Genomic DNA, 24435 nt, shown 5'->3' with positions numbered 1-24435 from the left:
TAATTTTTTATTTATCGCTAGATAAAACTATGGTAAGAGCAAGTGCTTCGCTAAGATTTTCATCTTCGGCTACATGTAAAATTATGTTAGTATTTCCCATTTTTTTCTGAATATAATCAACTATAATCGCAATTTCATCTATTGTGATTTCGTTAGTATGGGATGAAATAATTACCAAAATAGATTTGGTGTTTTGAATGAATTGAGAATTTTGTAAAAGAAGTGGCAAAAGTGTGAGTTTCGTAGCTTTTTTAGCTCTGTTATTACCAGATGCAATTGCAAAACCAACTAACAAAGGTTTGACTTTGTCTAAATCTGTTTTTGGTTCATTTTTTGCTAAAAGTTCTTTGTTTTTTACATATTCTTGAATGAAAGAAGAATTAATGTTTTTTAAATTTTCTTCATTGTCAGCTTCCATAATACTATTTATAGCCATTGAAGAAGTAAAATTTTCTTTGATCTTATTACTGGACAAATCTTTCTTTTGCTTGTGAAAGATTAAAGAAAATAAGTCATGGTTCCAAACTACTTTTTTAAGAATATACTCTTTTCTTAAATGAAGCACCGTTTGATGTGCATATAGATTTTTAAGATGTAAAAAATCTTTTATTGTCTCATCATTTGTTCTGCCTAAGGACATAAAGAACAAAGCCATATAATCGAGGTATTTTATGGGTATCGATTCAAATTCGTGCATTGTTTGCAGTATTTTATGAAAAGAAACGATATGATAATGCCTTTTGGTTTTTAAAACTTCATATTCTTCCCCTACAAAACCAACAAAAAAGATAACAGCGATACAAATGTCAGGATTGGAGATTTCGATTGAATATGGTTTCTGAACAGTTACAAGATTTTCGTGTTCTTTAAAATCAACCATATAAGCAAGTGTTTTTCTTATGACTTCATTTTTTAGATTTTCAAGCAAAATTTGATTTTCCTTTTGTAAATATTCAAATTCCATATATTCAGTTTTTTATGTTTCTGCCAAAATTAAAACGACACACTGCCAGAGTGTGTCGTTTTCAGAATTATAACCTATATTTTTCATAATGATTCACAGAATATAATCGATGTTTTTTGATTGTTGGATTTTAATTTCTAACAATTCTCTTTTTATTTCCATTATTTCATCATTAATGTTTTTGCCTAATTCATAGCTAAATGGTTTATAATTTCCACATGCTGGTTTTCTTCCTTTTAGTGCTTTTTCAAGCAGTTCTAAGCGAATTTCTAATTCAAGTCGTCTTTTATCCAAAACTTTTTTCTTTTCAACAAAGCCCCAATGATGCAACAATGCATTGAATTGCTGTTTCGTTTCTTTGTCGATGCTAGTAGGAAATTTATTATTTTTTTCAAAAAATTCGTAAAGTAAATCTTGGGATTGCATTTCGATCATTTGCAATTCATTTTCACATATTATGGATTCTCGATCTTTACCTATTCTTGAAAAGAAAGTCTTATCCTTTTTTATGATACTATGCTTTTCTTTAAGGATATTTAAACAAAATAAGTTTGCGTTCATAATTCTAGGCTGTAATTCAAATTTTTTCTCTAACACAATTAATATGTTAGCATATAACCGTGCTTCCAAATAATTGTTTTTTATTTTTTCTTTAAACTCTTGAATATGACATTCAATTTGTTTTTTAAGTACATTTTTCTTCTCCTCCAATCTTTTCAGCTCATCATAATTCTGATGAAAACAATCTTGTTTTATTTCATATTGCTTGATTTTTATTTCGCAATCATTAATCACATAAATTAATTCTACAATAGTATGGATCATAACATTAGTTTATACCAAAAATAAAACGACACACTGCCGGAGTGTGTCGTTTGAAATAAAATTTTGCTTTTTCAATATTATTATAAGATAATTAACTGCCCAATCTCATATTTGCAAAACAATTGGAGCATTGACCAATTGATAATTACTATTGACCGAAGAAGCATTAACAAAAATGGTTTTGTCTTTTTCAAGCATTCCATAAGCTTCATGAATATGACCAAAAACATGAACTTTAGGTTTGATTTGCTTTACTTTTTTCAATAACATTTCACAACCCGCATTGTAATTTCTATTGGTTTGGTCTAAAATACAAAATGGCGGACCATGTGTAATTAAAATATCGGTATTTTTAGGGATTAATTTCCAATGTTTGTTGATTTCAGCACCTTTTTTTCGGTTAAAAGCCCAATCACAAAATTCGGGCTGTATAGGAGAACCCCAAATTTTGAATCCATCAATTTCTATTCCTGAATCATTTAAGTAATAGATCGAAGGAGGTAGTATCTTATCAATATAAGTTTTGTCATATATCTCAAAAAACCAATCGTGATTGCCCGCAATAAATATTTTGTGAGTGTATGCCTGCTTTTCAAACCATTCTAAAAAAACAACAACCTCGTCTTCTGTGCCATATTTGCATAAATCACCGCTATGAATAAGCATATCACCACCTGGTAAATATAGTTTTTCGTGTTGAAAATGGGTATCGGAAATGAGGGTGAGATTCATTATTTTGAATTAAATGGAGTAAAATAAAACGACACTCGGCTGGAGTGTCGTTTTAAAATACACATATGATTATATTAGCTTTATGACAGAAATATGTTTTTTTTTGATTTTTATTTTACACAAAGCTATTTCAATTTTGTAAATAGATGGGAATGGCTATTGATGTACCAATTCTAAAGGGGGATCCAGTTTCATTTTTAAAGACACTAAATCACTTAAGTTTTCTATTGTAACAGAAGCTTCTCCATAGCGAACTTCATTTTCTTCACCCCTCCAATTCCAAATGTATTCTTTTTTCTTGTATGTAAAATATATATCCCACCCCCAGAAAATATCTATATCTCCTAATTTTTGTTCGCTACTACATTCATTGTTTTTATCGTTAATCATTTGAGATAAAACTTTATTCCTTTTAGAATCAAGGATATATACTTTATGAGCAGCACTAGCACCTTTTGGCGCCAAAATATGCCTGTTATATGCCCACCTTAATGAACATTTTTTAAATGCAACATTTAGTAATTTTGATTTGTATAAATTTTCATGAACTACTTTTTGGACTTCATTAATGTTTGTGATTTTGGAATCTTCTATGATCCATTTTTCATATTGCTGAGTATCTTCTTTTATGATTTTTGTTAACAAAGGTCTTAAATATTCATTTTTAAGTATTTTACTCCAAGTTTCTTTTTCTGAATCATAGGTAATTTTCCAAAGCTGCCCCCATTCATCCATTTGACTAATAAAAGCTCTCAGAAAAATCGAATTCTCTTTGTATTTCTTTGATATACCATCAATGGCAAAAATTTCCTTAGATCTTTCAAATAGACATTTAAAGTTTTCTAATTGATTATCGTTAATCTGGTCATTTAATAAAAAACCAACATTGCCTCTAAATAGGAGATGATTCTCAGCTTCTTTGAATTTAGTTTCCCATGCAAAATTCTCATCAATCAATCTAGCCTTAATTTGTTCTTCTTTGACTTGATTCCCGTTAAATCCAATTAATGAATTATCATTCACCATAAATGTCAAAATATCTGATGCCTCTGTCATTTTAGCAATAGATGTTAAAATATTTTTCAGAGTAGATGCATTAACCTCTGAATTCTCAATAAGATTTCTCAAAATCCTGAAAAATCTTTCAGCTTCAGTTCTATCCTCTGTTAAATCAGAATGTTTTAACACGTATTTAAATAATCCGAAAAACAAAGCTCTGTCTGAATACGTTGGATTTTGAATGAATTTACGAAATAGATTTTGGTTGTCATCACCCCAAAAATTAACTTCTTTCAAAAGCCCTAAAATTGTTTCTTCCTTTTGCGAGTAAGTATCCAAAAATTTACTTATATCTGAAAAAATATCCGTTTGTATTCCTACATTAAATAAAATATCCCCATACTCATTATTTGATAAATATACTTTGTCAATATCATTTAATTCTCCTATTCTTTTTTCAAAAATATTTTTATTTTCATCTGAAACTTCTATCTTTTGCACATAGTTACTCATCGCAATTCCTCTGAAGAAATTCATCATTTCATTATCTATAGAATAATCATCATTGTCGTTATTCCAAAATAAATCTGTCCAAGTCGTATCTAATTTAAGCGACCAATCAGAATTATCAAAACCGTTTAATTGAGTTAATTTTTCATCCAACCATGATTTAAAATTTTCGAAATCAGACAAAGGTTTCCCTCTCGAATTCATTTTGACGTACAATTCATCGGTTAATTTGAATTTGTCCAATGGGAGAAAATAGAATGTTATTTTTTGCTCTCCAATCAATTTTATCCATAATTCTTTTTCTCCTTTAAATTTATCATGGATTGCATTTAGCATCACTAACATTCCTTTTACTGTGGGGTCTTTCTTCCAAGAATTAAAGAACCAAGGCTGATTTTCAATGTCCGTAGCAAATTCATTTTCAATCAATGCATTGATGAATTTTTGGGTACTGGAACGAATCTCATATTTGAATTTTTTAAAGATGTCCTTATTTTTTTGATCATAATTTCCAGATATCTTTACCAAGTAGATATGTAGTAAAAATAGTGTTGTCAAACGCTGTTGCCCATCAAGTGGGATTATCGTATCATTCTCATTAGAGCCATACACAAAATCTAAATTCAATTGCTCTTTTTCACCTAGAAGTATTTTTTCAAAATCATCTAAAATGTTATTTCTAATAATTTCTACTTTTTTATCGTCACGACCTTGAGCATAGTCGCGCTGAATTTTAGGAATAATAATTTCATATTCTTCCAATAAACTCCAAAACGTATATAATTTATTTTCTTCTGACATAGTAGTTTTATGCTTTAATTTGAGATTCTTTAATATCCAATATTTTTTTAATGGCTTCAAGGTAATTTTCCCTATCATTTTTACTCCAAAAATAAAATTGCTTAGGGTCTTTGGTATAATATTTCAAAAACACATTTTTAGTACAAACTGGTATAAAGGTTTTATTTTTTTCTGCATCTAGAATCATTTGTCGCTTTGAAGCAAAAATTCCGTTGCTGATAGAACTGTTTGTACTGCCATCCAATAATGCTAGATTGCCAATGTCGTGGATTTCGTTTTCATGATCTTCGGAAGTATTTTTTATAACCTCGTCAAACAATTTTTGAAATTCTTCACGTTTTAAATCGTCTCTACTGTTGATTGTTTCGTTAATTTTTAGAATTAGATTTTCAATAGTACCATTAGCTTCAAATTTCTTCATTCCCAGAACAGCATCATTTAACCATGTTATCCATTGTTCTTTTGAAATCAATCCTTCTGAATTTTGGGCATGAATATGCTCAATCGACCATTTATTGATTTTATAAGACTTAAATGGGAATCGATTAAAATTATTTTCTGAGGAAGTTTTGATATGAGTTTTTATATTGAACAACAATAAAGCATTTGTAACCAAACCCGAACCATACCCATATTCACCAAATTTAGCTATGGTTTCAGATTCTTGTATTGTATTTTTTAGCCATTCTTTAAATGTAGTTTTTGATTTTTCTTTTTGTTCGTTGCATAAATCTTTTAATTTATTTTTCCCAGAAACTGAAATAAGATAACCTACTAAATGATATAATTCTAAATCATGATACCAATCTTGTAGAGTGTAAAACAATTCAGCTATCCTACTCCATTCCTGCTTTAAATCACTCTTTTTCGTAAAGTAATGAAATGAATAAAGTGAGTCTTGTTTTTTATTTTCAAAATCTCTATTTGAAACAATATCCAGTAACAAATCGATTCGGGTAAATCTGTTTTCCCTTTCATCTGAAATAAAATACCAAAATTCATCGTTCTGCAACTCTTTTTCGATAAAGTCCCATTCTAGAGCAATTTCATTTTTTAGATCGTTATTTAGCTTATTGATCTTATCAAATCCTGAAATACTTACCGCTGAACTTCCTGAATCCCATTTTACTTCAATTTGATTCTTTATTGTTTCTTCATTTTTATTGCTTGATAAAAACAATGCTTTAATCAATTCAGAATTGGTCAATGGAATTTTACCAATATTAATCCTTCCAAAAATCTCTTGTGATTTTACATTTTCATTAACCTGATACCAAATTATTTTTGTATCATTAACTAATTTATTATAAAATTTATCCGTGTCGATTTTCGAAGAGAACCATTTCTTTATTATATGATAAGCATTGAAAAAATGATAATTATCGATATTGTTAACCGTTCTCTCATTTTCAAAATCTATTTTTTTAAAATCATCCCATGAATCGGTTCTAATTTCATTTTTAGCTACAATACTTGACAAAAACCAAGCACTATCGTTTCTTGTTTGATAATCAATATTGTACTTTTCCTTTTTTAAAAATGATAAAATAATAAAGATGGTCGTCATACGCTGTTGTCCATCAATTAATTCTACTTTATCCTTTTCTTTTACTACGACGGGTTGTAAACAATAGAAATCCCCGTTTTTCCCCGGTTCAAATTCATTAATGTCATTCAATAAATCTTCTACTTGCTGTTTATCCCATTTATATCCTCTCTGGTAGGAATCAACAAAAAAAAATGTCCGTTCATTAATAATAGTTCCAATACTTTTTAATTCAATACTATTGCTCATATTATATTATTTTTAATTTCTTTAAATATCTAAAAAACAACTCTCCACATGCCCTAGCATCACTCAACGCATTGTGATGATTGAGAGAAATGTTATGTTCCCGACACAAGTTAGCTAAATTAGATCTGTAAATCTTATAGGTGCAAAACTTATTGTAATCAGGAATTGGTAAGTTATAATGGTTCAATGTTTTATCTAAAACAGGAAAATCAAAACCAAAACCATTGTGGGCGACTACATTCTGATTTTCGATATAAGGAACGATTTGATACCAAACTTGATCGAAAGCGGGAGCATTGGCAGTGTTGTTCGAAGAAATTCCGTGTATGTCCGTAAAACGGCTCCAATAATAATTATCGGGTGGCTGAACTAATATATTTGCTTCTTTGACAATGATTCCGTTTTCAATTCTTACCAATCCAATCTGACAAATGCTATTTCGATAACCTGTTGCCGTTTCGAAATCTATTGCCGTAAATGTATTTGTCATTAGCTGTATATTTTTTTTGTATTTTTTTTCAGTCAATGTCAGTATCTCTTACGACAGCTAAATGATTCTAAATTTTGAGGCTAAAATTCCTATTTACAGAATTAGCAAGGCACTACCTGTTAAACAGTTGATTATTCTCTTTTAATTCAATATCAAACATTGTAATATTTTTATCTTTAAGCATATCATCCATATCAGAGGTTCTATAGAAAATTTTACCATCTTCCTCTTCTCTGAATAATACTATTGTAATTTTAGTAAAATGCAATCGTTTCCCTTCACTTATAATTCGATTGACATCTTGATAGCTTAAACCCTCAATTTCTAACATTTTTAATATCGTATTCAATTCCAGAAAAACTCTAATCTCTTCATTATCCCATCTTATGAGGTACATCCCATCATAAACTAAATTAAAATTGGTTATTTCAAATTCTTTCATAATTGTTCTTATAAATTGTTCATACTCTTTTCAGTTTTCGACCACACTATTATTTTTATTTATTCAAATCCTATTGGATAGCTTTTCTAGATGTAAGGAGCGATTTGATAACTATTTGATCGAAAGTCGGAGCATTGGCAGTGTTGTTCGAAGAAATTCCGTGTATGTCCGTAAAACGGCTCCAATAATAATTATCGGGTGGCTGAATTAATATATTTGTTTCTTTGACAATGATTCCGTTTTAAATTCTTACCAATCCAATCTGACAAATACTATTTCGATAACCTGTTGCCGTTTCGAAATCTATTGCTGTAAAGGTATTTGTCATTAGCTGTATATTTTCATCATTTGGGATATTCGATTTTTTATTTCTTTTTTTAATTTTTGAGGTTCGATTACTTCAACCTCTGAACCGTATTTCAATAATTCCATAACTATATCGTTAGTGGTATGGATAAATAATTCAATCACAAGAGCATCTTCAGAATCTGATATTACTTTTTGCGAAGAATGTAATGGAAATGATTTGATATAATTACCTTGTTGCCACGAAAATTCCAATACTACTTTCTGTGCCGGATGATAGGTTTCTACACCAAAAGCATGTTGGTAGTTTTTTTGAACATTAAAAATAATTGGCTTGAATTTGAGGTCTGAAATTTTTAAATTGGTAATTCGGTCAAAGCCAAAATTTTTAATTTGACCATCTTTGTTATCCTCAGCTATAAGATACCAACGATGTTGGGACTCTTTTATAGCAATGGGCTTTACTGTTCTTTGAGTAATTTCCATCTCCCAAAATTTGGTGTGGGTAAATGATATCTGCCAATTGTTTTGAATAGCATACAATAAGCCATTAAGATGATGGATTCCAGTTGCTTTTCTGTTTTCTAAATAAATGCTAGGTGATATCTTGTTGCTTTCTTTGATTGCCTGATGGATAGAAAAAGCCTCGACCATGCGCGAAACTGATGTATCCTCTATCTCTTCGTCAATATAATACACCTTATCTTTGCGATTATACTGAATAAGTATGCCGAATAAATCGAAAATATCTTTTTTATCTCTGTCGAAAGTTCGCGCAGAGTAGTCGAAATTGTCGCCTAAATCATCGTTTTCAAGTTTTACCATGACATATTTTCGTAAGTCCTGAAAATTGCTTGGAACTGACTTCAATCTGTCAACGATGTATAAATAGCGTTTGTAAAATCCTACTTTAGCCATAATGAGTCATATATTTTTTGACTAAAGTAGCGGTTTATCCCGACAAAGTATGTCAGTTTGTTTTGTTTTTTTGTCAAATTTGAAAAAAAGCAAGAAGCAAAAAAAGAAATTCAGTAAAATTGATTTCTTCTTATTTCGATAGTCTAATCTTGATGTACTATCGTCAAAATTTTAAATTTGAATTGAAAATTATACCAATAAAACAAGAATAAAACTACATACAAGGAATATATAGGCATGGCAAGCCTCCTGTTTTGTGTTAAAAAAAACAGAAAACTCTTGAATATTGAGGAAGGAGGACTCTCTAATAAGTTTAATATTTTTACGTTTTTTTAATTTCCAATTTAAATTTACAAGAAGTAGATTGCATATGTCGGAATACAATTTTACTTTTTAATATCAAAATTTACTAACTCACTCATTGAAATTTCCAAAGCTTCACTTAATCTATAAAGGCTATAAACTGTTGGATTTGTCCTGCCTGCTTCAATGCGTGAAATGTTTGTAGTATCTATATTTCCTTGCATTTTTGCAACTAAATCAACTTGAGACATTCCTCTTTCTAATCGTAGTTCCTTTATCCTTTTTCCTAATAATTCCAATAAATCTGATTTTTCCATTCTTGACATATTTGACAAGCCAAGGAATTGTTTATATTCGCTTCTTGTAATGTCATATATGGCAACATTTGAAAATTTTTAAATAATTGAAATGAAATATTTTGAAATATACATTGACGAAGATTTAGATATTAAATCAAAAACAATACTTAATGATTACTGGATAATTGATGAGGGTAATTTCCTGAATAAACCCGCAAAAATTGTCCAAACATATGATATTACATTGGGAGAACTTACTAAACTTGTTAAAAAACATTCCTGTTGTGAAATTACCCATGGTAATTGTCGGGAATGCAAAGAAGTAATGATGGAAAAAGTCGCAGCACAAACTGTGTACATGTCCTCTATGAGAAATAAAATCCATACATGTTCAAAATGTCAAATTGAATTACGTAAAAAAGCTGAAAAGCAGTATCAAGATAGACTGGAAGAAATAAGAAAAATGCAGCGCCTGAATTTCGAAATTGCCTTAATTGACAAAAAATGGACTGAATTGCCGGCAAATGAATTATCTATGCTTTACAGTTTGATTCAAAATAAAACAAAAAAGAATATTTATGCGAATGTTTTTAAAGGGAATTGTTTTGATAAAACAATGTGGAACTATGTTAAAAAATTTGAAAATCTAGGTTTTTTAAATGTAATCAGAGATGGTAATTCAGTTGTTGAATTTGAATTTGACGAAAGAATAAATGAAGTGATTAAAAATTTATTCCTTAAAAAAACAGATGCAGATTTGTATAGTGATTCATCTGTATCGAATATATTAAGGTTTTCACTTACTAAAAAGGAATATAAAAAAACTGATAGAGATCCAGATTATGGAGGAATATTTACATTGCCGGGGGATATAATATTAAAAGCCAATACAAGGTATATTTTTGGTGGCTGGACTCTAACAGATGGTTCAATAAATTTAAGCTTTACACCATTAGCCGATTTGCAAAAAAGTAATGTAACTCAAGAAAATATAGAAAATGAGCCTCAATTAATCGGTGATATTGTGAAAAATATGTTTAATGAAATTCGTGATGATACTCGTGAACTTCCGACCTATGATCAAGCTTTTGGGTCATTGGACTCGAATTTTTATGAAAATGAAGATGAAGATGAGGATGACGATTGGGATGTTCCGTTCTAATTACCAAATGCTACCTCGCTTAATGATTTTTAAGCGAGTTTTTTTTATTTTTATAAAACATATTTGTTTATTAAGGAGGCTTCAAAAAACTTTTTCTACTCAATTAATAACTATTGCTGTTTTTTCATTGGTAATAAAAAAAGGGCCAACATTAATTAAAAAGTCACCCCCTGTTTTTTTACTACCACGTATTTTTTAAATTCTGTTAAAACCAAAATTTAAGAACAGTAAAATTATATAGTAGATACGCCTTACTTTCGCATAATATATTTTGTTTTCTTATACCCATTAGTAGTTTTAACTATCTGGTGAACCTCTGTAAGACTTATGTATCTAAAAATCGTTGAATTATCTTTATTGTGGCAAATTATGTCCCCATTTTTGACTGAATCCACGTCAAATTGTTCGGATAATACCAACACACTATCTCCATTAAGTGTGCTAACCAATACCTTTTTTTCAGCTCCTTTGTATTCAATAACATATACCGCATGCCAATCTTGTTGTTGAGCAGGTTCAATAAAATTTTCTATACCATCATCTGTGTTATCATATTCGAATCTTAAAACATTGCTTGAGTTCTTAAAATTTGCTAATTGATTAGTGTTTTCTGAGTCTTCGCTTTTAGAGCAAGAAATAAAAAACATACCGATTAATAATGCCAATAACAATTCTTTTTTCATAAGTGCTGATTTTTTTTTTAGATTATGTTTTAATAAATCAAATAAGTAGGTTACAAACACCATGCCATATATGACAACCTAATCATTTTAGAAGATTAAATGGTAATTATGTACTATTGAAAGTTTTAATCTTTAATTAAAGAGTAAAATTTTTTTTTTAGAATAGCACACTTGCAATAAAGTATAACTGACTTGCCAAATTGTATGCAATGTCATCGACCCATTTATAGTGAGAAATATTTAGATACAGTATTATACCCCCGCATGGGTAGCAAAAAACAAAAAAGAAAAGTTGATTTTATTTAGGGAGGGGGGCTTTTTAATGAGATTGTTTTTTCAAAACTTTTGACTTTTTTTGCTGGCCTGTTTTAACTGGAAAAAGACAACAAGATCACTACGTACTCTAGGCAGGAGTACGTTTTTAAAAACTAACTAATTGATAACATGGCCAATACCATTCTATCTATAGAATTTACCCGACTATTACCCGACTAGCCATAATGTCAGTTATTATGTGTAGCATTTTACTTATAAGTGTATTCATAGTAAGTTGTACTATTAGAAGCAAAAATACATTCAAAAGTGTTAACTCAACTTAAACGAATTGCAGTAGCTGATATGTAGCCCAATACTTCACAGCAGATAAAAAAAACAGATAGAAGTTTGGACTTAACATAACCCCATACAGCCCTTTTTTAAAGGTTTTTATATTTTGGACTTTATTGTATTTATTTAATTTACTTAAAGCATAACTTTAAGTGAATAACTATAAAACTATATTAATCAATAATTATCACACGTTTAAATTGTTTTAATTTATTTTTTTATTTATGAATTAACATTAAGATCATTATTTTGAATAATTTATTATCGTCTGTGTTGGAATTTAAATTTTGAGTTCCTCAAACGCTCTTTATTAAAACATAGTTTTTCTTGGGCATGCAATTCAAAATAAATTAAAGGAAAAATAAATTTTAATATAGGTATTATTATCTATTCTAACTTTCGGTTGTTTATATGACTTTTCATGTTTTTTTTGCTTAGATAGGCAATGATTGAATTAGTCTTTTATATAAAAAACACAAAAGCCAACAATTATAATGGACTATATTTTTTAAAAGCCTGTGCAATCAAAGCTAAAAAATGGTTTTTATCTTTAAAAAAAATTAAGTCAATTTTTCCCAATACAGCATTATGTCTGATGAAATGAAATCGGTGGTAAATATTACTGTATTTTGTTCTTAGTATATTTTTTTTTCAAACACAGATTGCCTTCTAATATACACTACAGCGCTATAAATAGAGCCTGTTTTATTTGTTGATAAAAAAGATATCAACAGTAAAAAAAAGCACCTAAAATGATACCTAAAAACAAAAAAGCCTCATAATCAGCTGATTACAAGGCTTTTTGTGAACGCAGAAGGATTCGAACCTTCGACCGCCTGCTTAGAAGGCAGGTGCTCTATCCAGCTGAGCTATGCGTCCATTATTTCAATTTGTCGGGGTGGCAGGATTCGAACCTGCGGCCTCCTGCTCCCAAAGCAGGCGCGATAACCGGGCTACGCTACACCCCGAAAAACATTCTTTTAATTTATTTGCTAAAATAATAAATAAATTGCGGAGAGACAGGGACTCGAACCCTGGCGACGATTGCTCGTCGACAGATTAGCAATCTGCTCCATTACCACTCTGGCACCTCTCCAAAACCAAGGAAACGTGTCCTGTTTTGCGGTTGCAAACTTAAGACATGTTTAAGTTTCTCACAACTATTTCAGCACTTTTTTTTCATATTTCTCAACTAAACTTTTAAATCACTTCACTATCAAATAAATAGCCATCACTCAAAAAAGCATTTTACAGCAATAAAAAAGGAAGATTTCTTTATCATCAACAAAAAGTCAAAATTAAACAGCAATTTCTAGATTAACATTCCTCTGACACCCAAAATAACTTCACGCTTTTCATTAACAATACAAACAAAAAACAAAGCCAAAACAAAGATTCGTTAAATATATCCCAATTCAAAACAATGAAAAATTTGAATTTTACAAAATAAGCTTAAATTTGCTATACAAACCAACATACATTAAACATGAGTAAAAGAGTTGTTATCGTTTCTGCCGTTAGAACCCCAATAGGTAGTTTTATGGGAGGATTATCTACAGTTAGTGCACCAAAATTAGGCGCAATAGCCATAAAAGGCGCTTTAGAAAAAATACAATTGGACCCAAACTTAGTCGACGAAGTTTTCATGGGAAATGTTGTTCAGGCCGGAATAGGACAGGCTCCTGCACGCCAAGCTGCAATTTATGCAGGTCTTTCAAACAATGTTGCCTGTACGACTGTTAATAAAGTTTGTGCTTCAGGAATGAAAGCGTTAATGTTGGGATCGCAAGCGATTCAATGTGGTGATGCCGAAATTGTAGTTGCCGGAGGAATGGAAAACATGAGTTTGATTCCGCATTATATGCATTTGAGAGCCGGAACAAAATTTGGCCCAAACACAATGGTTGACGGATTGCAAAAAGATGGATTGACAGACGCTTATGACAACAATGCCATGGGAGTTGCTGCCGATTTATGCGCTTCCGAATACAAGATATCAAGAGAAGAACAAGATAATTTTGCGATACAGTCGTATGAGCGTTCTGCCAAGGCTTGGAGCGAAGGAAAATTTGACAACGAAGTAGTGCCTGTAGCTGTTCCTCAAAGAAAAGGCGACCCAATTGTTATTTCTAAAGACGAAGAATACACCAATGTATCATTAGAAAAAATCCCTTCCTTAAACGCTGTTTTCACCAAAGACGGAACCGTTACCGCAGCAAACGCATCAACCATAAACGATGGTGCTGCAGCTGTTGTATTGATGAGCGAAGAAAAAGCAATTTCATTAGGAATAAAACCATTGGCTTACATAAAAGGATATGCCGATGCCGCGCAAGAACCAAAATGGTTTACAACAAGTCCCGCAAAAGCACTTCCGAAAGCATTGGCAAAAGCCAACTTAACATTGGACGAAATCGATTATTTCGAATTCAACGAAGCTTTTTCGGTGGTGGGACTAGCCAATTCTAAAATACTTGGATTGGATAATCAAAAAGTAAACGTCAATGGTGGAGCTGTTTCTTTAGGACACCCTCTTGGCTGTTCCGGTACTAGAATAATAGTTACCTTGCTAAATGTTTTGGAACAAAATAATGCAAAATACGGCGCAGCAGCAATCTGCAATGGTGGTGGTGGCGCATCAGCTTTTGTTATAGAAAGATATATTTCATAATTTCCCTACCAAATAAAAACATCTTTATTAAATAATACGAATCGAAAATTACTATTTTTACAGCTATTTTTTATTCGTATTATTTTTTTCTAATTTCTAATTGATATAAATGTTTGGAATTTGTAATCTAGCCATGATTCCACTTCGTGCTGAAGCCAGCGATAAAAGTGAAATTGTTTCCCAAGTATTATTTGGAGAACATTTTAAAGTTTTGGAACAACACAAACAATGGTCTCATATAAAATTGCAATATGATGACTATGAAGGCTGGATAGACACTAAACAATTTCAACCTATCACCGAATCATGCTACAACCAACTATCATCAGACGCCATTATTCTTAATGCCGATTTGATTGAATACATTGTAGCTCCTGCCAATTTATTAATTCCGATTCCGCTTGGATCTTCTTTGTCTTTTTTAAATAACCCCGAAATTAACACGGCAAATTTTAATTTTGAAGGAACAAAAACAAGTGGTGTAAAACCTCGAAAAAACATAATAAATTCGGCTTTCATGTATCTAAACGCTCCTTATTTGTGGGGCGGAAAAACACCTTTTGGAATCGACTGTTCCGGTTTCACACAAATGGTTTATAAACTTAACGGTTACAAATTATTGCGAGACGCCTCACAACAGGCAACGCAGGGTGAGGCATTAAGTTTTATTGAAGAAAGCGAGCCTGGCGATTTGGCTTTTTTTGACAATGATGAAGGAAATATAATCCACGTGGGAATTATAATGGAAAACAACTATATCATCCATGCCAGCGGAAAAGTACGAATTGACCGTCTGGACCATCTTGGAATTTATAACGCCGAAACCAATAAACATACCCACAAATTAAGGGTTATTAAAAAAATAATATCTTAATCAATTGTTTTTTTAGGAGCAGAAACATTTGTAATTTCTATCAACATTGTTCCTGCTATCCGTTTCAATCTTGTTTGCCGAACCCCGGCAAACAAGGATTTCCACTGCTATCAGGGCTAAAGAGAAAGATTTGCTACGCCTGTTCGCTATCGCTCGGGTTGCTTTTTTATAATCATTCTAAAAAAAAAAAAAAAACAGCAATAATCGAACTCCGGTTTTAAAATACTCTTTATTTACAATCTCTCCACCAATTCTCCGGCATTAATTTCACTGTGCGAGGCATCATAAACCGATTGTCCATTTTTAATCAGCAATAATTGTGGAGATTGGTGCATTACCTGAAAACGATTGGCAATTTCATTAGAAATATCTCTGTATTCCAATAAATCCAGAAAATATGCTGAGACGTTGCAATTCAACGTCTCTACGTCAAACTCGTTTTCAAACTGTTTCAAAGCAAATCGGCTTATACTGCAACGGGTACTATGCTTAAAAATCAGAGCCGGTTTTTGCTCCGAAAAAGCTATCATTTCATCCAGCTGTCCTAAATGTTGAAGCGGAATCCAATTGATTTTACTTTGCGTCTCTTTCTTTTCTTCTGAACTACCGAATAAGGAATTAAATAGGCTCATTTTGTCTTATTTTATGTCTTTTTGTCTTTATAAATTGACTAAAATCATCGGAAAAACGCCAAATTGTCCGTAAATTTAGGCTGGAATATCATTTGATGATTATTTTGCAAAGCTAGTGAATTTTAGTGATTAGTCCTTAGTGATTAGTCCTTAGTGATTAGTCGTTTATGATTATTACATTTTGATCATAACAAATCAAAAGTGAAGTAGATTCTCGGTTTTTTATAGAGACTGATTTCGAAACAGTAAAAACTAAAGTCTTTGGACTAAGGACTAATGATTAACCACTAACAACTAATCACCAAACCATAAACTAAAAACAACAAACGTAAAAACAATTAAGCCATGAACATAAACAAATTTACGATCAAATCGCAGGAAGCCATACAGCTTTCACAACAATTGGTTCAGAGTTTAGGGCAGCAGCAAATAGAAAACGAACATATTTTCAAAGCAATTTTTGAAGTCGATGAAAATGTGGCTCCGTTTATTTTGAAAAAACTAAACGTCAATGTTCCATTGTTTAAACAAATTTTAGACAGTACCATTCAGAGTTTTCCAAAAGTTTCTGGAGGCGAAATACAGCTTTCCAGAAGCGCCAACACAACCCTGAATGAAGCCGAAATCATCGCACAAAAAATGAATGACGAATACGTTTCCGTCGAGCATTTGATTCTGGCAATATTTGATTCCAAAAGCAAAGTTTCTCAAATCCTAAAAGATCAAGGCGTAACCGGAAAAGGACTCAAAGCCGCTATTGAAGAATTGCGCAAAGGTGAACGTGTAACTTCAGCCTCTGCCGAAGAGAATTACAATTCATTGAACAAATACGCCAAAAATCTCAACGAAATGGCAAGAACCGGAAAACTAGACCCCGTAATTGGCCGCGATGAGGAAATACGACGCGTACTGCAAATCCTTACCCGAAGAACCAAAAACAACCCAATGCTGGTTGGGGAACCCGGAGTAGGTAAAACCGCCATTGCTGAAGGTCTAGCACACCGTATTGTAGCCGGCGACGTCCCCGAAAACCTGAAAGAAAAAATCGTATTCTCACTCGATATGGGAGCCTTGATTGCTGGTGCCAAATACAAAGGGGAATTTGAGGAACGATTAAAATCGGTTGTCAAAGAAGTGATCGCTGCCGAAGGAGATATTGTTCTTTTTATTGACGAAATCCACACGCTTGTTGGTGCTGGTGGTGGCGAAGGCGCTATGGATGCCGCCAATATCCTGAAACCAGCTTTGGCTCGTGGTGAATTGCGCGCCATCGGTGCTACGACTTTGGACGAATACCAAAAATATTTTGAAAAAGACAAAGCTCTCGAACGCCGTTTCCAAAAAATCACAATTGAGGAACCGGATACCGAAAGCGCCATTTCGATCTTGAGAGGTATCAAAGAAAAATACGAAACACATCATAAAGTACAAATTAAGGACGATGCAATTATTGCGGCCGTAACGCTTTCGCAACGCTATATCACCAATCGTTTCCTTCCAGACAAAGCCATCGACTTAATGGACGAAGCGGCTTCGAAACTGCGTATGGAAATCAACTCCAAACCAGAGGAACTCGATGTTTTGGATCGAAAAATCATGCAGTTGGAAATCGAGATTGAAGCTATCAAACGTGAAAAAGACGAAGCTAAACTCAAAACCTTAGGATTGGAATTGGGTAATCTCAAAGAAGAACGAAACGTGATTTTTGCCAAATGGAAATCCGAGAAAGAAGTCGCTGACAACATTCAGGAAGTAAAAACCGAAATCGAAAATTTCAAATACGAAGCCGAACGTGCCGAACGTGATGGCGATTATGGTAAAGTAGCCGAAATTCGTTACGGAAAAATCAAGGAAGCTCAAGACCGATTGGCTGATTTTCAGAAACAATTGATCGAAAATAAATCAGGAAGTTCTTTAATAAAAGAAGAAGTAACGAGAGAAGACATAGCTGAAGTAGTAGCCAAATGGACTGGGATTCCTGTAATGAAAATGCTTCAGGGAGATCGAGAAAAACTATTGCATCTAGAAGAAGAACTACACCATCGTGTTGTGGGCCAGGAAGAAGCTATACTAGCCGTGAGTGATGCCGTAAGACGAAGCCGTGCGGGACTTCAGGACGTAAAAAAACCGGTGGGAACTTTCCTTTTCCTTGGAACAACAGGAGTTGGGAAAACCGAATTGGCAAAAGCGCTGGCCGAATATCTTTTTGACGACGAAAGCGCCATGACCCGAATCGACATGAGCGAGTATCAGGAACGCCACAGTGTGAGCCGATTGGTAGGTGCGCCTCCCGGTTACGTGGGTTATGACGAGGGCGGACAATTGACCGAAGCCGTGCGTAGAAAACCGTATTCGGTGATTCTATTGGACGAAATCGAAAAAGCCCATCCAGACACTTTCAACATCTTGTTGCAGGTACTCGACGAAGGACGCTTAACCGACAACAAAGGGCGTTTGGCCGATTTTAAAAATACCATTATCATCATGACTTCCAATATGGGAAGCGAAATTATACAGGAAAAATTCGAGAATCTGAAAGGAAGTGTTGAAGCGGCAACTGAAATTGCCAAAATCGAAGTCCTCGGATTATTGAAACAAACCGTGCGCCCCGAGTTCATCAATCGTATTGACGAAATTATAATGTTTACACCGCTAACCGCCAAAAACATTGCAAAAATCGTAGGATTACAGTTAAAAAATGTTACCGAAATGCTTGCACAACAAGGGATCACAATGAACGCAACCCCTGAAGCAGTTGAGTATTTGTCGGAGAAAGGTTTTGATCCACAATTTGGTGCCCGCCCCGTAAAACGTGTTATCCAAAAAGAAGTTCTCAATAAACTTTCCAGAGAAATTCTTGCTGGCAAAATACATCCGGACAGCATCATTCTGCTTGATGCTTTCGACAACGAACTCGTTTTTAGAAATCAAACAGAATTAGTACACGAATAAAAAAATAGAATTATATTTTAAACTGCATTGTGGTGACACTTTGCAGTTTTTTTGTTTTTAGGAGCAGAAATTTTGTGCTTTTCATCAACTTTACTCCCGCTGTCCACAATATCTTTTATGCCGAACCCCGGCATAAAAGGATATTTGCTACCATCGGGGCTAGGCGACATATTTTGTTTTTCAGTACATGTGATATCTTTAGGCTTTATTTTAAACAGATTTGCAATAGCTCAGGCTTGCAAATCATAAGTGTACCCCAACTTTGTTACTGTTGCTTTGCCTCCAGCTTTAGCTGGAGGATTAGGATATTGGTAAAATAATTGGCTTTAGCCAAATAAAATTGTTGATTTTTTTTGGCTAAAGCCAATTTGTTTTTGAACTTAACTTAACTAACTCCAGCTAAAGCTGGAGGCAATTGAATTTTATGTTTCAAACACTTATGATTATAAATCCACCCTACCTAGTCATAATCGAATCACTGGATATTTTTGAATCTTGATTAACAAAACACCTATTCAAAACCCATTCTTTTTAAATATTTTTCATAACTTTATAAAGCATTTACAAACAACGCATTACTCTTGTAAATCAGTGCTTTTCCTCCCCAATTTCCACCAATAATATACTAACTAATTTTGGTTGATTTTATTTTTTTGACTTCATTTAATTGACTAATTAGACAGAATAAATACAAAACAGAAGAGTACATTTTACTCTCTTAAAATCCTTTAGTTGTGTCCAGTTAAAAACTAATTATAATTTTAAAACTTAATCAAAATGGAAAACGATGCAAAACAAACAAGTCTTTATGAACGTCTTGGCGGTACAGATGGAATAACTACCATTGCTGAAGAAGTTATAGATGCACATATGGTGAACCCCTCCATTAAAGCAAGATTTCTTCCTTTGAAAGACAACCCTGAACACTTAGCGGAAGTTAGGAAGCATGTGATTGAATTTTTTATCATGGGCAGTGGAGGTCCTCAACAATATTCGGGTAAAGATATGCATTCAGCTCATATTGGAATGAATATCAACCAAGGAGAATACATGAGTGTGATAGACGATGTCATGTCTGTTCTTGATAAAAATAACATTGATGAGCAATCCAAAAAAGATGTACTTGCTATTCTATATTCATTAAAAGACCAAATGATAGGAGTATAAGTCTTCACTCTACTAGATCACTTGATTTTTTATCGCAAACAGTATCAAATCTAACGTTTCAGCAGAATCTTTTATGCCACTTTTATAATGAGGTGGCATGAAGGAATATTGCTATGATTGCGGCACATTTACACCTTTTTAGTCATAATATAGATTTATTTTCATTACCTCATTTGCAAGTCCTCCAAAAAATTTCTAAATTGTAGAAATTTTATTGCCTATGAAAATCTCCAGAATAAATTTTGTGTGTATCTTCCTAATTTTTGGATTTGCTTATCTTTTAGGAAGCATTTTGATTTTGGATCAAATGCCCGAAGCTTTATTTGCTTCTGAACTACAAGAAAGCTGGCAGGCAACAGTTTCTACAATTTTGTGCCCTATCAAAATAATTTTGATTGGTCCATTGATACCTGTCATCAATTTTTTGCACAAAGATCCAGATACACCACCTCTTTTTTTTATTGTCTGTTTTATTGTTTACTGGACAATTCTTGCCTTAGCGATTTATTATTTTTTCAATAAAGAAAAACGCACAAAACAAACTTGATTGTTACGATAAAGCAGGAAAACTTTCGGCTATGAACAAACAGAAACTCAATTGTATTAATCTAATATTGATTTACCTTTGTATCTTCAATAAAGACAATTAAAAAATTAAATCATGAATATTTTAGAGTTAATACAAAAAAGATATACAGCAAAAAAATACAATCCACACAAAGAAATTCCACAGGAAAAAGTTGAGGCTCTTAAAGAGATTCTACGACTCACACCATCCTCAATAAATATTCAACCTTGGAAATTTACATTTGTCCAAAATCCAGAAATTAAGGAAAAATTGGCTGCTGTTTCCATGCACAATAAGGAAAAAATAAATCAAGCAAAATTATTGGTTATCTTTAGTGCTGCAGATGATTTGGATGCTTTTCAAAAAGTTGTCGATACCGAATTACCACAAGCAAGAAGAGATTGGTACAATCAAATCAAAGCCAGTATGCCAGAAGCTGATTTAAAAATATGGCTTTCCAAGCAAGTCTATATTGCCCTGGGAGTAGGTTTGACAGCCAGTGCATCGATGGGGCTGGATTCGACCGCAATGGAGGGTATCGAATCAGATAAGTATATGGAAATTCTTGACATGTCTGCCTACAGGCCTTTATTTGCAATGGCTGTTGGTTACGGCTCCGAAGATGATGTTAATCAAATTCATTTTACACCAAAATCAAGAAGGTCAATCGAAAATATAATTGAAACTATATAACCATCTCATTTTTAAAACTAAAAAAAAAGCAACTCTTACGAAGCTATCGTGTGGACACCAATATACTACACAATAAAATGGGACACAGATGACACAGATTTAACGGATCAATCCTAAAACCCGTGGAGGAGTAAAATTTATGCATAGATATTGGTTAGTCTGAAAAATAAGAATCCAATGTTTCTAACCCCTCTAAATTGTATTCTAAACGCTTTTATTTTTGCAATAAAAGATTCAGTAGAAGCATTATCCTCATAGACATCCGCAAAATTCTTTCCGAAAAGATCAGAATTTTGCGGATTTTTAAAGTATATTATTTGAAAGAGTACGCTTCCTTTTTCTGTTATTTTCTCATTTAATTTCGAGAAGTATTCCCTTTTAAAAGACATTATAGAAGATTCTCTAAGCTTATTCTAAATTTAAATTCTCCCAGCAAAGGAAAAAAAATCAGCTAAGGTATTGGATATCGGCAACTACATGCATATAATACTAGACTAGTTCTCAGTCTAAATGGTAATAAATTTTGCTGAAATTATGACTGTTCCTATTGGTTAAACTATTAGTTAATTCTGAAAAAATCGTATTCTTAAGTTGTTGAGATTTTTAGGGGCTGTTTCATAATTATCTTGAAAATCAATTTGTATTAAGAATTTTGAATTCGTTGTTAGTTTGTAGCTGAGCTTAGATTTTATTTGAATATCCAAGCAATAAATTCTAGTACTACTTTTTTTGAGGATATTGTACTACATTTTGTAAAATGTAAAAAACTTACTTTTGATTGTGATTTTCCTAAATTAATGAATTTCGAGTTCACACTTCCGAAAAAGTTAATTGTAATTTTAATGATGGAAGAGGCCTTGTAATGGTGTTGAAAGGTTTATGGTAAGATTTTTATCAAAAAAGTTTGTCAACAATTAACCGAGTATAAGATAGATGAAATTGGTATCAATAAATTTCCAAGCATAATAATAAAACTAGCAAATATCAATATCACAACTGTTAGTTTGGGTTCGAATAGATTTCAGGCAATTGAAGTTTAGGAGTTGCAATGCCTCTAAATAAAGGCAAAAAATAAATATTTTTTATGAAGCAAATTGTTTTATCAATACTAATTGTGATGTCATGTATAGGATGTAGTAGCAAGAAGTATATTTCTCAGATTCCTTTTAAATATGACTTTTCTTTAGCTCTATTAAAAAAGCAATCTGAAATGGAAGAAAAAGCATTAAAGAACAAAACAGTTGTAAATGATAATTCAGAAAATTTAAGTGATGCCATTTTGTCTTTAAAGGAAAAATATTCGATTGTACTGGCTGTTATGCCCAATAAAATTACGAATTACAAATTGTATTCTTATATAGATCCTTGGATTAATACACCCTATAAAGAAAAAAGTTTTTCTAAAAATGGAATTGATTGCTCCTATTTTTTGCAGTCTTTGTATAGCGATGTGTATAAGGTGACCCTTCCTAAAGACCCTGCGGGGATGTGGAAATCGAAATCGATCCAGGTTTTCACGGGACGAAGTTTTTTGGCAGAAGGCGATTTGGTTTTTTTTAGATACGATAAAGATCATCCTATCTCCGATGTTGGCTTATATCTGCATAATGACAGAATACTTGCTTGTACGGATAAAGGATTGGCAATTTATAATTTCAATGACGAATATTTTCAGTTACGATACATAGGAGCAGGACGAATTAATGAAGATGCAAAGAAAAAATAAGAAGAACCTTGAAGACTTGGTAAAAGAAATAGAAAATATTTCATATGATATCAGAGCTGAGATTATTGCCAATGAACTCATTGAGAGCAATTCTATTATTTCGGATGAAATCGTAATTTCTAACCAAGGACAATTCACAAGAGCGTATAGGAGTGATGTTTTAGGAGCCTCAATTGAGGATAATAATTATGATAATCGGGAATATCTTAAAATATTGTTGTCCAGAGACAGTATCTATGATGCGTTACCTGAAGGGGTTGTTCATAGCCTAAATGAGAATAATGCTGATAAGTCAGTTCATCAGATGATTAAAGAGCATAAGCATCAGAAAAGGCAAGAGACAGAGTCACGTAAATTTTTTATGCCGTTCGAGAATGAGATTTTTCATTATCGGACAAAAATAGAAAGTGTTGAGAGGGATTTTTTATATAAACTAAATGGACATAAGCCATTAGATTTTTTTTATGATTTCTGGGGTTTATCACAAGATTATCCGGCAGTTTTGGTATCAAAGTTTATTCAACTTTTGCCTTATGCGTATAAAATTGTTGGAGATATAGATTTGGCATGTCGTTGTTTATCAAGTATTATAGAGGAAAAAATAGACTATAAAACAACTACTTATAAAGAATGCAGTGATGAAAGTGAGCAAATTAATTTAGGAGAAAACAGATTGGGAGTCGATTTTATCTGCGGAAATAATTATATGGACTATTCCATGAATGTAACTTTAGAGATAGGCCCAATAATCAATAACCCTTTTGAAAATTATATTCATAAAGGAAGAATAAAAAAGTTTATAGATTGTTTTTACGAGCATTTTTTCCCGATGGAAGTCGAGCTCAAAACAGTCTTATTAATGAATAGAGAAATTGAAGAGTTTAATTTCAGCAAACAGCCTGTATTGGGTTATACAACAAGAATTTAGTAATGGCAAAAAAGTATTTAGGAGCACTTATAGATATCAAGTTAATTGTGCTTCTGGTGATAATTATAGCAGTTAGTGCTATACTTACTATGGTATTTAGCGACAAGGTAAAAGAATTTTCGGTGATACATAAAAAGAAATTTTTTATTTATCTTTTTTCCTTTGTCGTTATTTATGCCTTGGTCGCTTTCTTGGGATACAATAAATTATTTACTGAGCTGTCAAATGAGTTTCTTTTTTATCAGATAGCTTCTTTGTTATTCGGAATTCTGAACGTTTATTTGGAAAAAACGGTCAAATTGACCACCTCTTTCCAGTATAAATTGACCACCAGTTCCAGAGCAAACTGACCACCCCATTCCAGTTCAAATTGACCACCTAATTTTGGG

The 24435-nt window shown here is 32.3% G+C and carries 21 protein-coding genes and 3 tRNA genes; 10 read left to right on the top strand and 14 right to left on the bottom strand.

Going from position 1 to position 24435, the window contains the following annotated elements; translation table 11 throughout:
* Positions 1-7 precede the first annotated feature (7 nt).
* From EM308_RS13760 to EM308_RS13720, 9 genes are all read right to left on the bottom strand, one after another.
* Complete coding sequence (locus EM308_RS13760) at positions 8-964, bottom strand: FtsZ/tubulin family protein (protein ID WP_035632934.1); 957 nt, start codon at positions 962-964, stop codon at positions 8-10.
* 93 nt (positions 965-1057) lie between these two features.
* Entirely contained in the window at positions 1058-1789 is a 732-nt protein-coding gene (locus EM308_RS13755) for a hypothetical protein (RefSeq protein WP_035632936.1), read from the bottom strand.
* 105 nt (positions 1790-1894) lie between these two features.
* Positions 1895-2521, bottom strand: coding sequence for a metallophosphatase domain-containing protein (locus EM308_RS13750; protein ID WP_035632938.1), 627 nt, complete (start codon positions 2519-2521; stop codon positions 1895-1897).
* A 156-nt stretch (positions 2522-2677) separates the two neighbouring features.
* Complete coding sequence (locus tag EM308_RS13745; protein WP_051877599.1) at positions 2678-4909, bottom strand: DUF262 domain-containing protein; 2232 nt, start codon at positions 4907-4909, stop codon at positions 2678-2680.
* Positions 4839-6626 (bottom strand): DUF262 domain-containing protein, encoded by a 1788-nt coding sequence (locus EM308_RS13740; protein ID WP_035632941.1) that lies wholly within the window; start codon positions 6624-6626, stop codon positions 4839-4841. The genes EM308_RS13745 and EM308_RS13740 overlap by 71 nt, the downstream gene beginning before the upstream one ends.
* A gap of 1 nt (position 6627) precedes the next feature.
* The gene (locus EM308_RS13735) at positions 6628-7116 is read right to left on the bottom strand and encodes a 3'-5' exonuclease (RefSeq protein WP_035632985.1); all 489 of its coding nucleotides are present in this window, start codon (positions 7114-7116) and stop codon (positions 6628-6630) included.
* A gap of 112 nt (positions 7117-7228) precedes the next feature.
* Complete coding sequence (locus EM308_RS13730; protein ID WP_035632942.1) at positions 7229-7558, bottom strand: hypothetical protein; 330 nt, start codon at positions 7556-7558, stop codon at positions 7229-7231.
* A gap of 327 nt (positions 7559-7885) precedes the next feature.
* Positions 7886-8782 (bottom strand): helix-turn-helix transcriptional regulator, encoded by an 897-nt coding sequence (locus tag EM308_RS13725; RefSeq protein WP_035632945.1) that lies wholly within the window; start codon positions 8780-8782, stop codon positions 7886-7888.
* Between the two features lie 386 nt (positions 8783-9168).
* A complete protein-coding gene (locus EM308_RS13720; protein ID WP_035632988.1) occupies positions 9169-9402 on the bottom strand; it encodes a helix-turn-helix domain-containing protein in 234 nt (77 codons plus the stop codon).
* Between the two features lie 91 nt (positions 9403-9493).
* Between EM308_RS13720 and EM308_RS13715 the strand changes: the two genes are divergently transcribed.
* Complete coding sequence (locus EM308_RS13715) at positions 9494-10546, top strand: hypothetical protein (RefSeq protein ID WP_035632948.1); 1053 nt, start codon at positions 9494-9496, stop codon at positions 10544-10546.
* Positions 10547-10797: 251 nt separating this feature from the next.
* Here the strand turns inward: EM308_RS13715 and EM308_RS13710 are convergent, their stop codons facing one another.
* From EM308_RS13710 to EM308_RS13695, 4 genes are all read right to left on the bottom strand, one after another.
* Positions 10798-11229 carry a hypothetical protein gene (locus EM308_RS13710; RefSeq protein ID WP_156101285.1) on the bottom strand — a complete coding sequence of 144 codons (432 nt, stop codon included), beginning with the start codon at positions 11227-11229 and terminating at the stop codon, positions 10798-10800.
* A 1411-nt stretch (positions 11230-12640) separates the two neighbouring features.
* Positions 12641-12714: transfer RNA gene (locus EM308_RS13705), tRNA-Arg, on the bottom strand.
* A gap of 14 nt (positions 12715-12728) precedes the next feature.
* A tRNA-Pro gene (locus EM308_RS13700) sits at positions 12729-12803 on the bottom strand.
* Positions 12804-12847: 44 nt separating this feature from the next.
* Positions 12848-12931: transfer RNA gene (locus EM308_RS13695), tRNA-Ser, on the bottom strand.
* Positions 12932-13321: 390 nt separating this feature from the next.
* Here EM308_RS13695 and EM308_RS13690 point away from each other — a divergent pair.
* Positions 13322-14506, top strand: coding sequence for an acetyl-CoA C-acyltransferase (locus EM308_RS13690; protein ID WP_035632954.1), 1185 nt, complete (start codon positions 13322-13324; stop codon positions 14504-14506).
* Between the two features lie 109 nt (positions 14507-14615).
* Positions 14616-15380 carry a C40 family peptidase gene (locus EM308_RS13685; RefSeq protein WP_035632957.1) on the top strand — a complete coding sequence of 255 codons (765 nt, stop codon included), beginning with the start codon at positions 14616-14618 and terminating at the stop codon, positions 15378-15380.
* 233 nt (positions 15381-15613) lie between these two features.
* Here EM308_RS13685 and ytxJ read toward each other — a convergent pair whose 3' ends face one another.
* Entirely contained in the window at positions 15614-16012 is a 399-nt protein-coding gene (gene ytxJ, locus EM308_RS13680; protein WP_035632959.1) for a bacillithiol system redox-active protein YtxJ, read from the bottom strand.
* Between the two features lie 345 nt (positions 16013-16357).
* Here ytxJ and clpB point away from each other — a divergent pair, with 345 nt between their 5' ends.
* From clpB to EM308_RS13640, 7 genes are all read left to right on the top strand, one after another.
* Entirely contained in the window at positions 16358-18964 is a 2607-nt protein-coding gene (clpB, locus tag EM308_RS13675) for an ATP-dependent chaperone ClpB (RefSeq protein ID WP_035632961.1), read from the top strand.
* A gap of 777 nt (positions 18965-19741) precedes the next feature.
* The gene (locus EM308_RS13670) at positions 19742-20131 is read left to right on the top strand and encodes a group I truncated hemoglobin (protein WP_035632963.1); all 390 of its coding nucleotides are present in this window, start codon (positions 19742-19744) and stop codon (positions 20129-20131) included.
* Between the two features lie 220 nt (positions 20132-20351).
* On the top strand, positions 20352-20678 hold the full coding sequence (locus tag EM308_RS13665; protein ID WP_035632966.1) for a hypothetical protein: 327 nt from the start codon (positions 20352-20354) through the stop codon (positions 20676-20678).
* A 114-nt stretch (positions 20679-20792) separates the two neighbouring features.
* On the top strand, positions 20793-21392 hold the full coding sequence (locus tag EM308_RS13660; protein WP_035632968.1) for a nitroreductase family protein: 600 nt from the start codon (positions 20793-20795) through the stop codon (positions 21390-21392).
* A gap of 1210 nt (positions 21393-22602) precedes the next feature.
* Complete coding sequence (locus EM308_RS13650; protein WP_231559967.1) at positions 22603-23118, top strand: C40 family peptidase; 516 nt, start codon at positions 22603-22605, stop codon at positions 23116-23118.
* Positions 23102-24046: a hypothetical protein gene (locus EM308_RS13645; protein WP_231559968.1), complete on the top strand. Its 945-nt coding sequence runs from the start codon at positions 23102-23104 to the stop codon at positions 24044-24046. The genes EM308_RS13650 and EM308_RS13645 overlap by 17 nt, the downstream gene beginning before the upstream one ends.
* A gap of 2 nt (positions 24047-24048) precedes the next feature.
* Entirely contained in the window at positions 24049-24396 is a 348-nt protein-coding gene (locus tag EM308_RS13640) for a TssN family type VI secretion system protein (protein WP_070261865.1), read from the top strand.
* Positions 24397-24435 lie beyond the last annotated feature (39 nt).

It is taken from the genome of Flavobacterium gilvum (assembly GCF_001761465.1).
GTDB classification, from domain to species: Bacteria; Bacteroidota; Bacteroidia; order Flavobacteriales; family Flavobacteriaceae; genus Flavobacterium; species Flavobacterium gilvum.
This window is presented reverse-complemented; position numbering and strand designations above follow the sequence as displayed.

Bases quoted from the DNA above. Each gene is read 5' to 3' on its own strand.
- EM308_RS13760 (WP_035632934.1), bottom strand. From the start codon at position 964: ATGGAATTTGAATATTTACAAAAGGAAAATCAAATTTTGCTTGAAAAT.
- EM308_RS13755 (WP_035632936.1), bottom strand. From the start codon at position 1,789: ATGATCCATACTATTGTAGAATTAATTTATGTGATTAATGATTGCGAA.
- EM308_RS13750 (WP_035632938.1), bottom strand. From the start codon at position 2,521: ATGAATCTCACCCTCATTTCCGATACCCATTTTCAACACGAAAAACTA.
- EM308_RS13745 (WP_051877599.1), bottom strand. From the start codon at position 4,909: ATGATAGGGAAAATTACCTTGAAGCCATTAAAAAAATATTGGATATTA.
- EM308_RS13740 (WP_035632941.1), bottom strand. From the start codon at position 6,626: ATGAGCAATAGTATTGAATTAAAAAGTATTGGAACTATTATTAATGAA.
- EM308_RS13735 (WP_035632985.1), bottom strand. From the start codon at position 7,116: ATGACAAATACATTTACGGCAATAGATTTCGAAACGGCAACAGGTTAT.
- EM308_RS13730 (WP_035632942.1), bottom strand. From the start codon at position 7,558: ATGAAAGAATTTGAAATAACCAATTTTAATTTAGTTTATGATGGGATG.
- EM308_RS13725 (WP_035632945.1), bottom strand. From the start codon at position 8,782: ATGGCTAAAGTAGGATTTTACAAACGCTATTTATACATCGTTGACAGA.
- EM308_RS13720 (WP_035632988.1), bottom strand. From the start codon at position 9,402: ATGGAAAAATCAGATTTATTGGAATTATTAGGAAAAAGGATAAAGGAA.
- EM308_RS13715 (WP_035632948.1), top strand. From the start codon at position 9,494: ATGAAATATTTTGAAATATACATTGACGAAGATTTAGATATTAAATCA.
- EM308_RS13710 (WP_156101285.1), bottom strand. From the start codon at position 11,229: ATGAAAAAAGAATTGTTATTGGCATTATTAATCGGTATGTTTTTTATT.
- EM308_RS13690 (WP_035632954.1), top strand. From the start codon at position 13,322: ATGAGTAAAAGAGTTGTTATCGTTTCTGCCGTTAGAACCCCAATAGGT.
- EM308_RS13685 (WP_035632957.1), top strand. From the start codon at position 14,616: ATGTTTGGAATTTGTAATCTAGCCATGATTCCACTTCGTGCTGAAGCC.
- ytxJ (WP_035632959.1), bottom strand. From the start codon at position 16,012: ATGAGCCTATTTAATTCCTTATTCGGTAGTTCAGAAGAAAAGAAAGAG.
- clpB (WP_035632961.1), top strand. From the start codon at position 16,358: ATGAACATAAACAAATTTACGATCAAATCGCAGGAAGCCATACAGCTT.
- EM308_RS13670 (WP_035632963.1), top strand. From the start codon at position 19,742: ATGGAAAACGATGCAAAACAAACAAGTCTTTATGAACGTCTTGGCGGT.
- EM308_RS13665 (WP_035632966.1), top strand. From the start codon at position 20,352: ATGAAAATCTCCAGAATAAATTTTGTGTGTATCTTCCTAATTTTTGGA.
- EM308_RS13660 (WP_035632968.1), top strand. From the start codon at position 20,793: ATGAATATTTTAGAGTTAATACAAAAAAGATATACAGCAAAAAAATAC.
- EM308_RS13650 (WP_231559967.1), top strand. From the start codon at position 22,603: ATGGAAGAAAAAGCATTAAAGAACAAAACAGTTGTAAATGATAATTCA.
- EM308_RS13645 (WP_231559968.1), top strand. From the start codon at position 23,102: ATGCAAAGAAAAAATAAGAAGAACCTTGAAGACTTGGTAAAAGAAATA.
- EM308_RS13640 (WP_070261865.1), top strand. From the start codon at position 24,049: ATGGCAAAAAAGTATTTAGGAGCACTTATAGATATCAAGTTAATTGTG.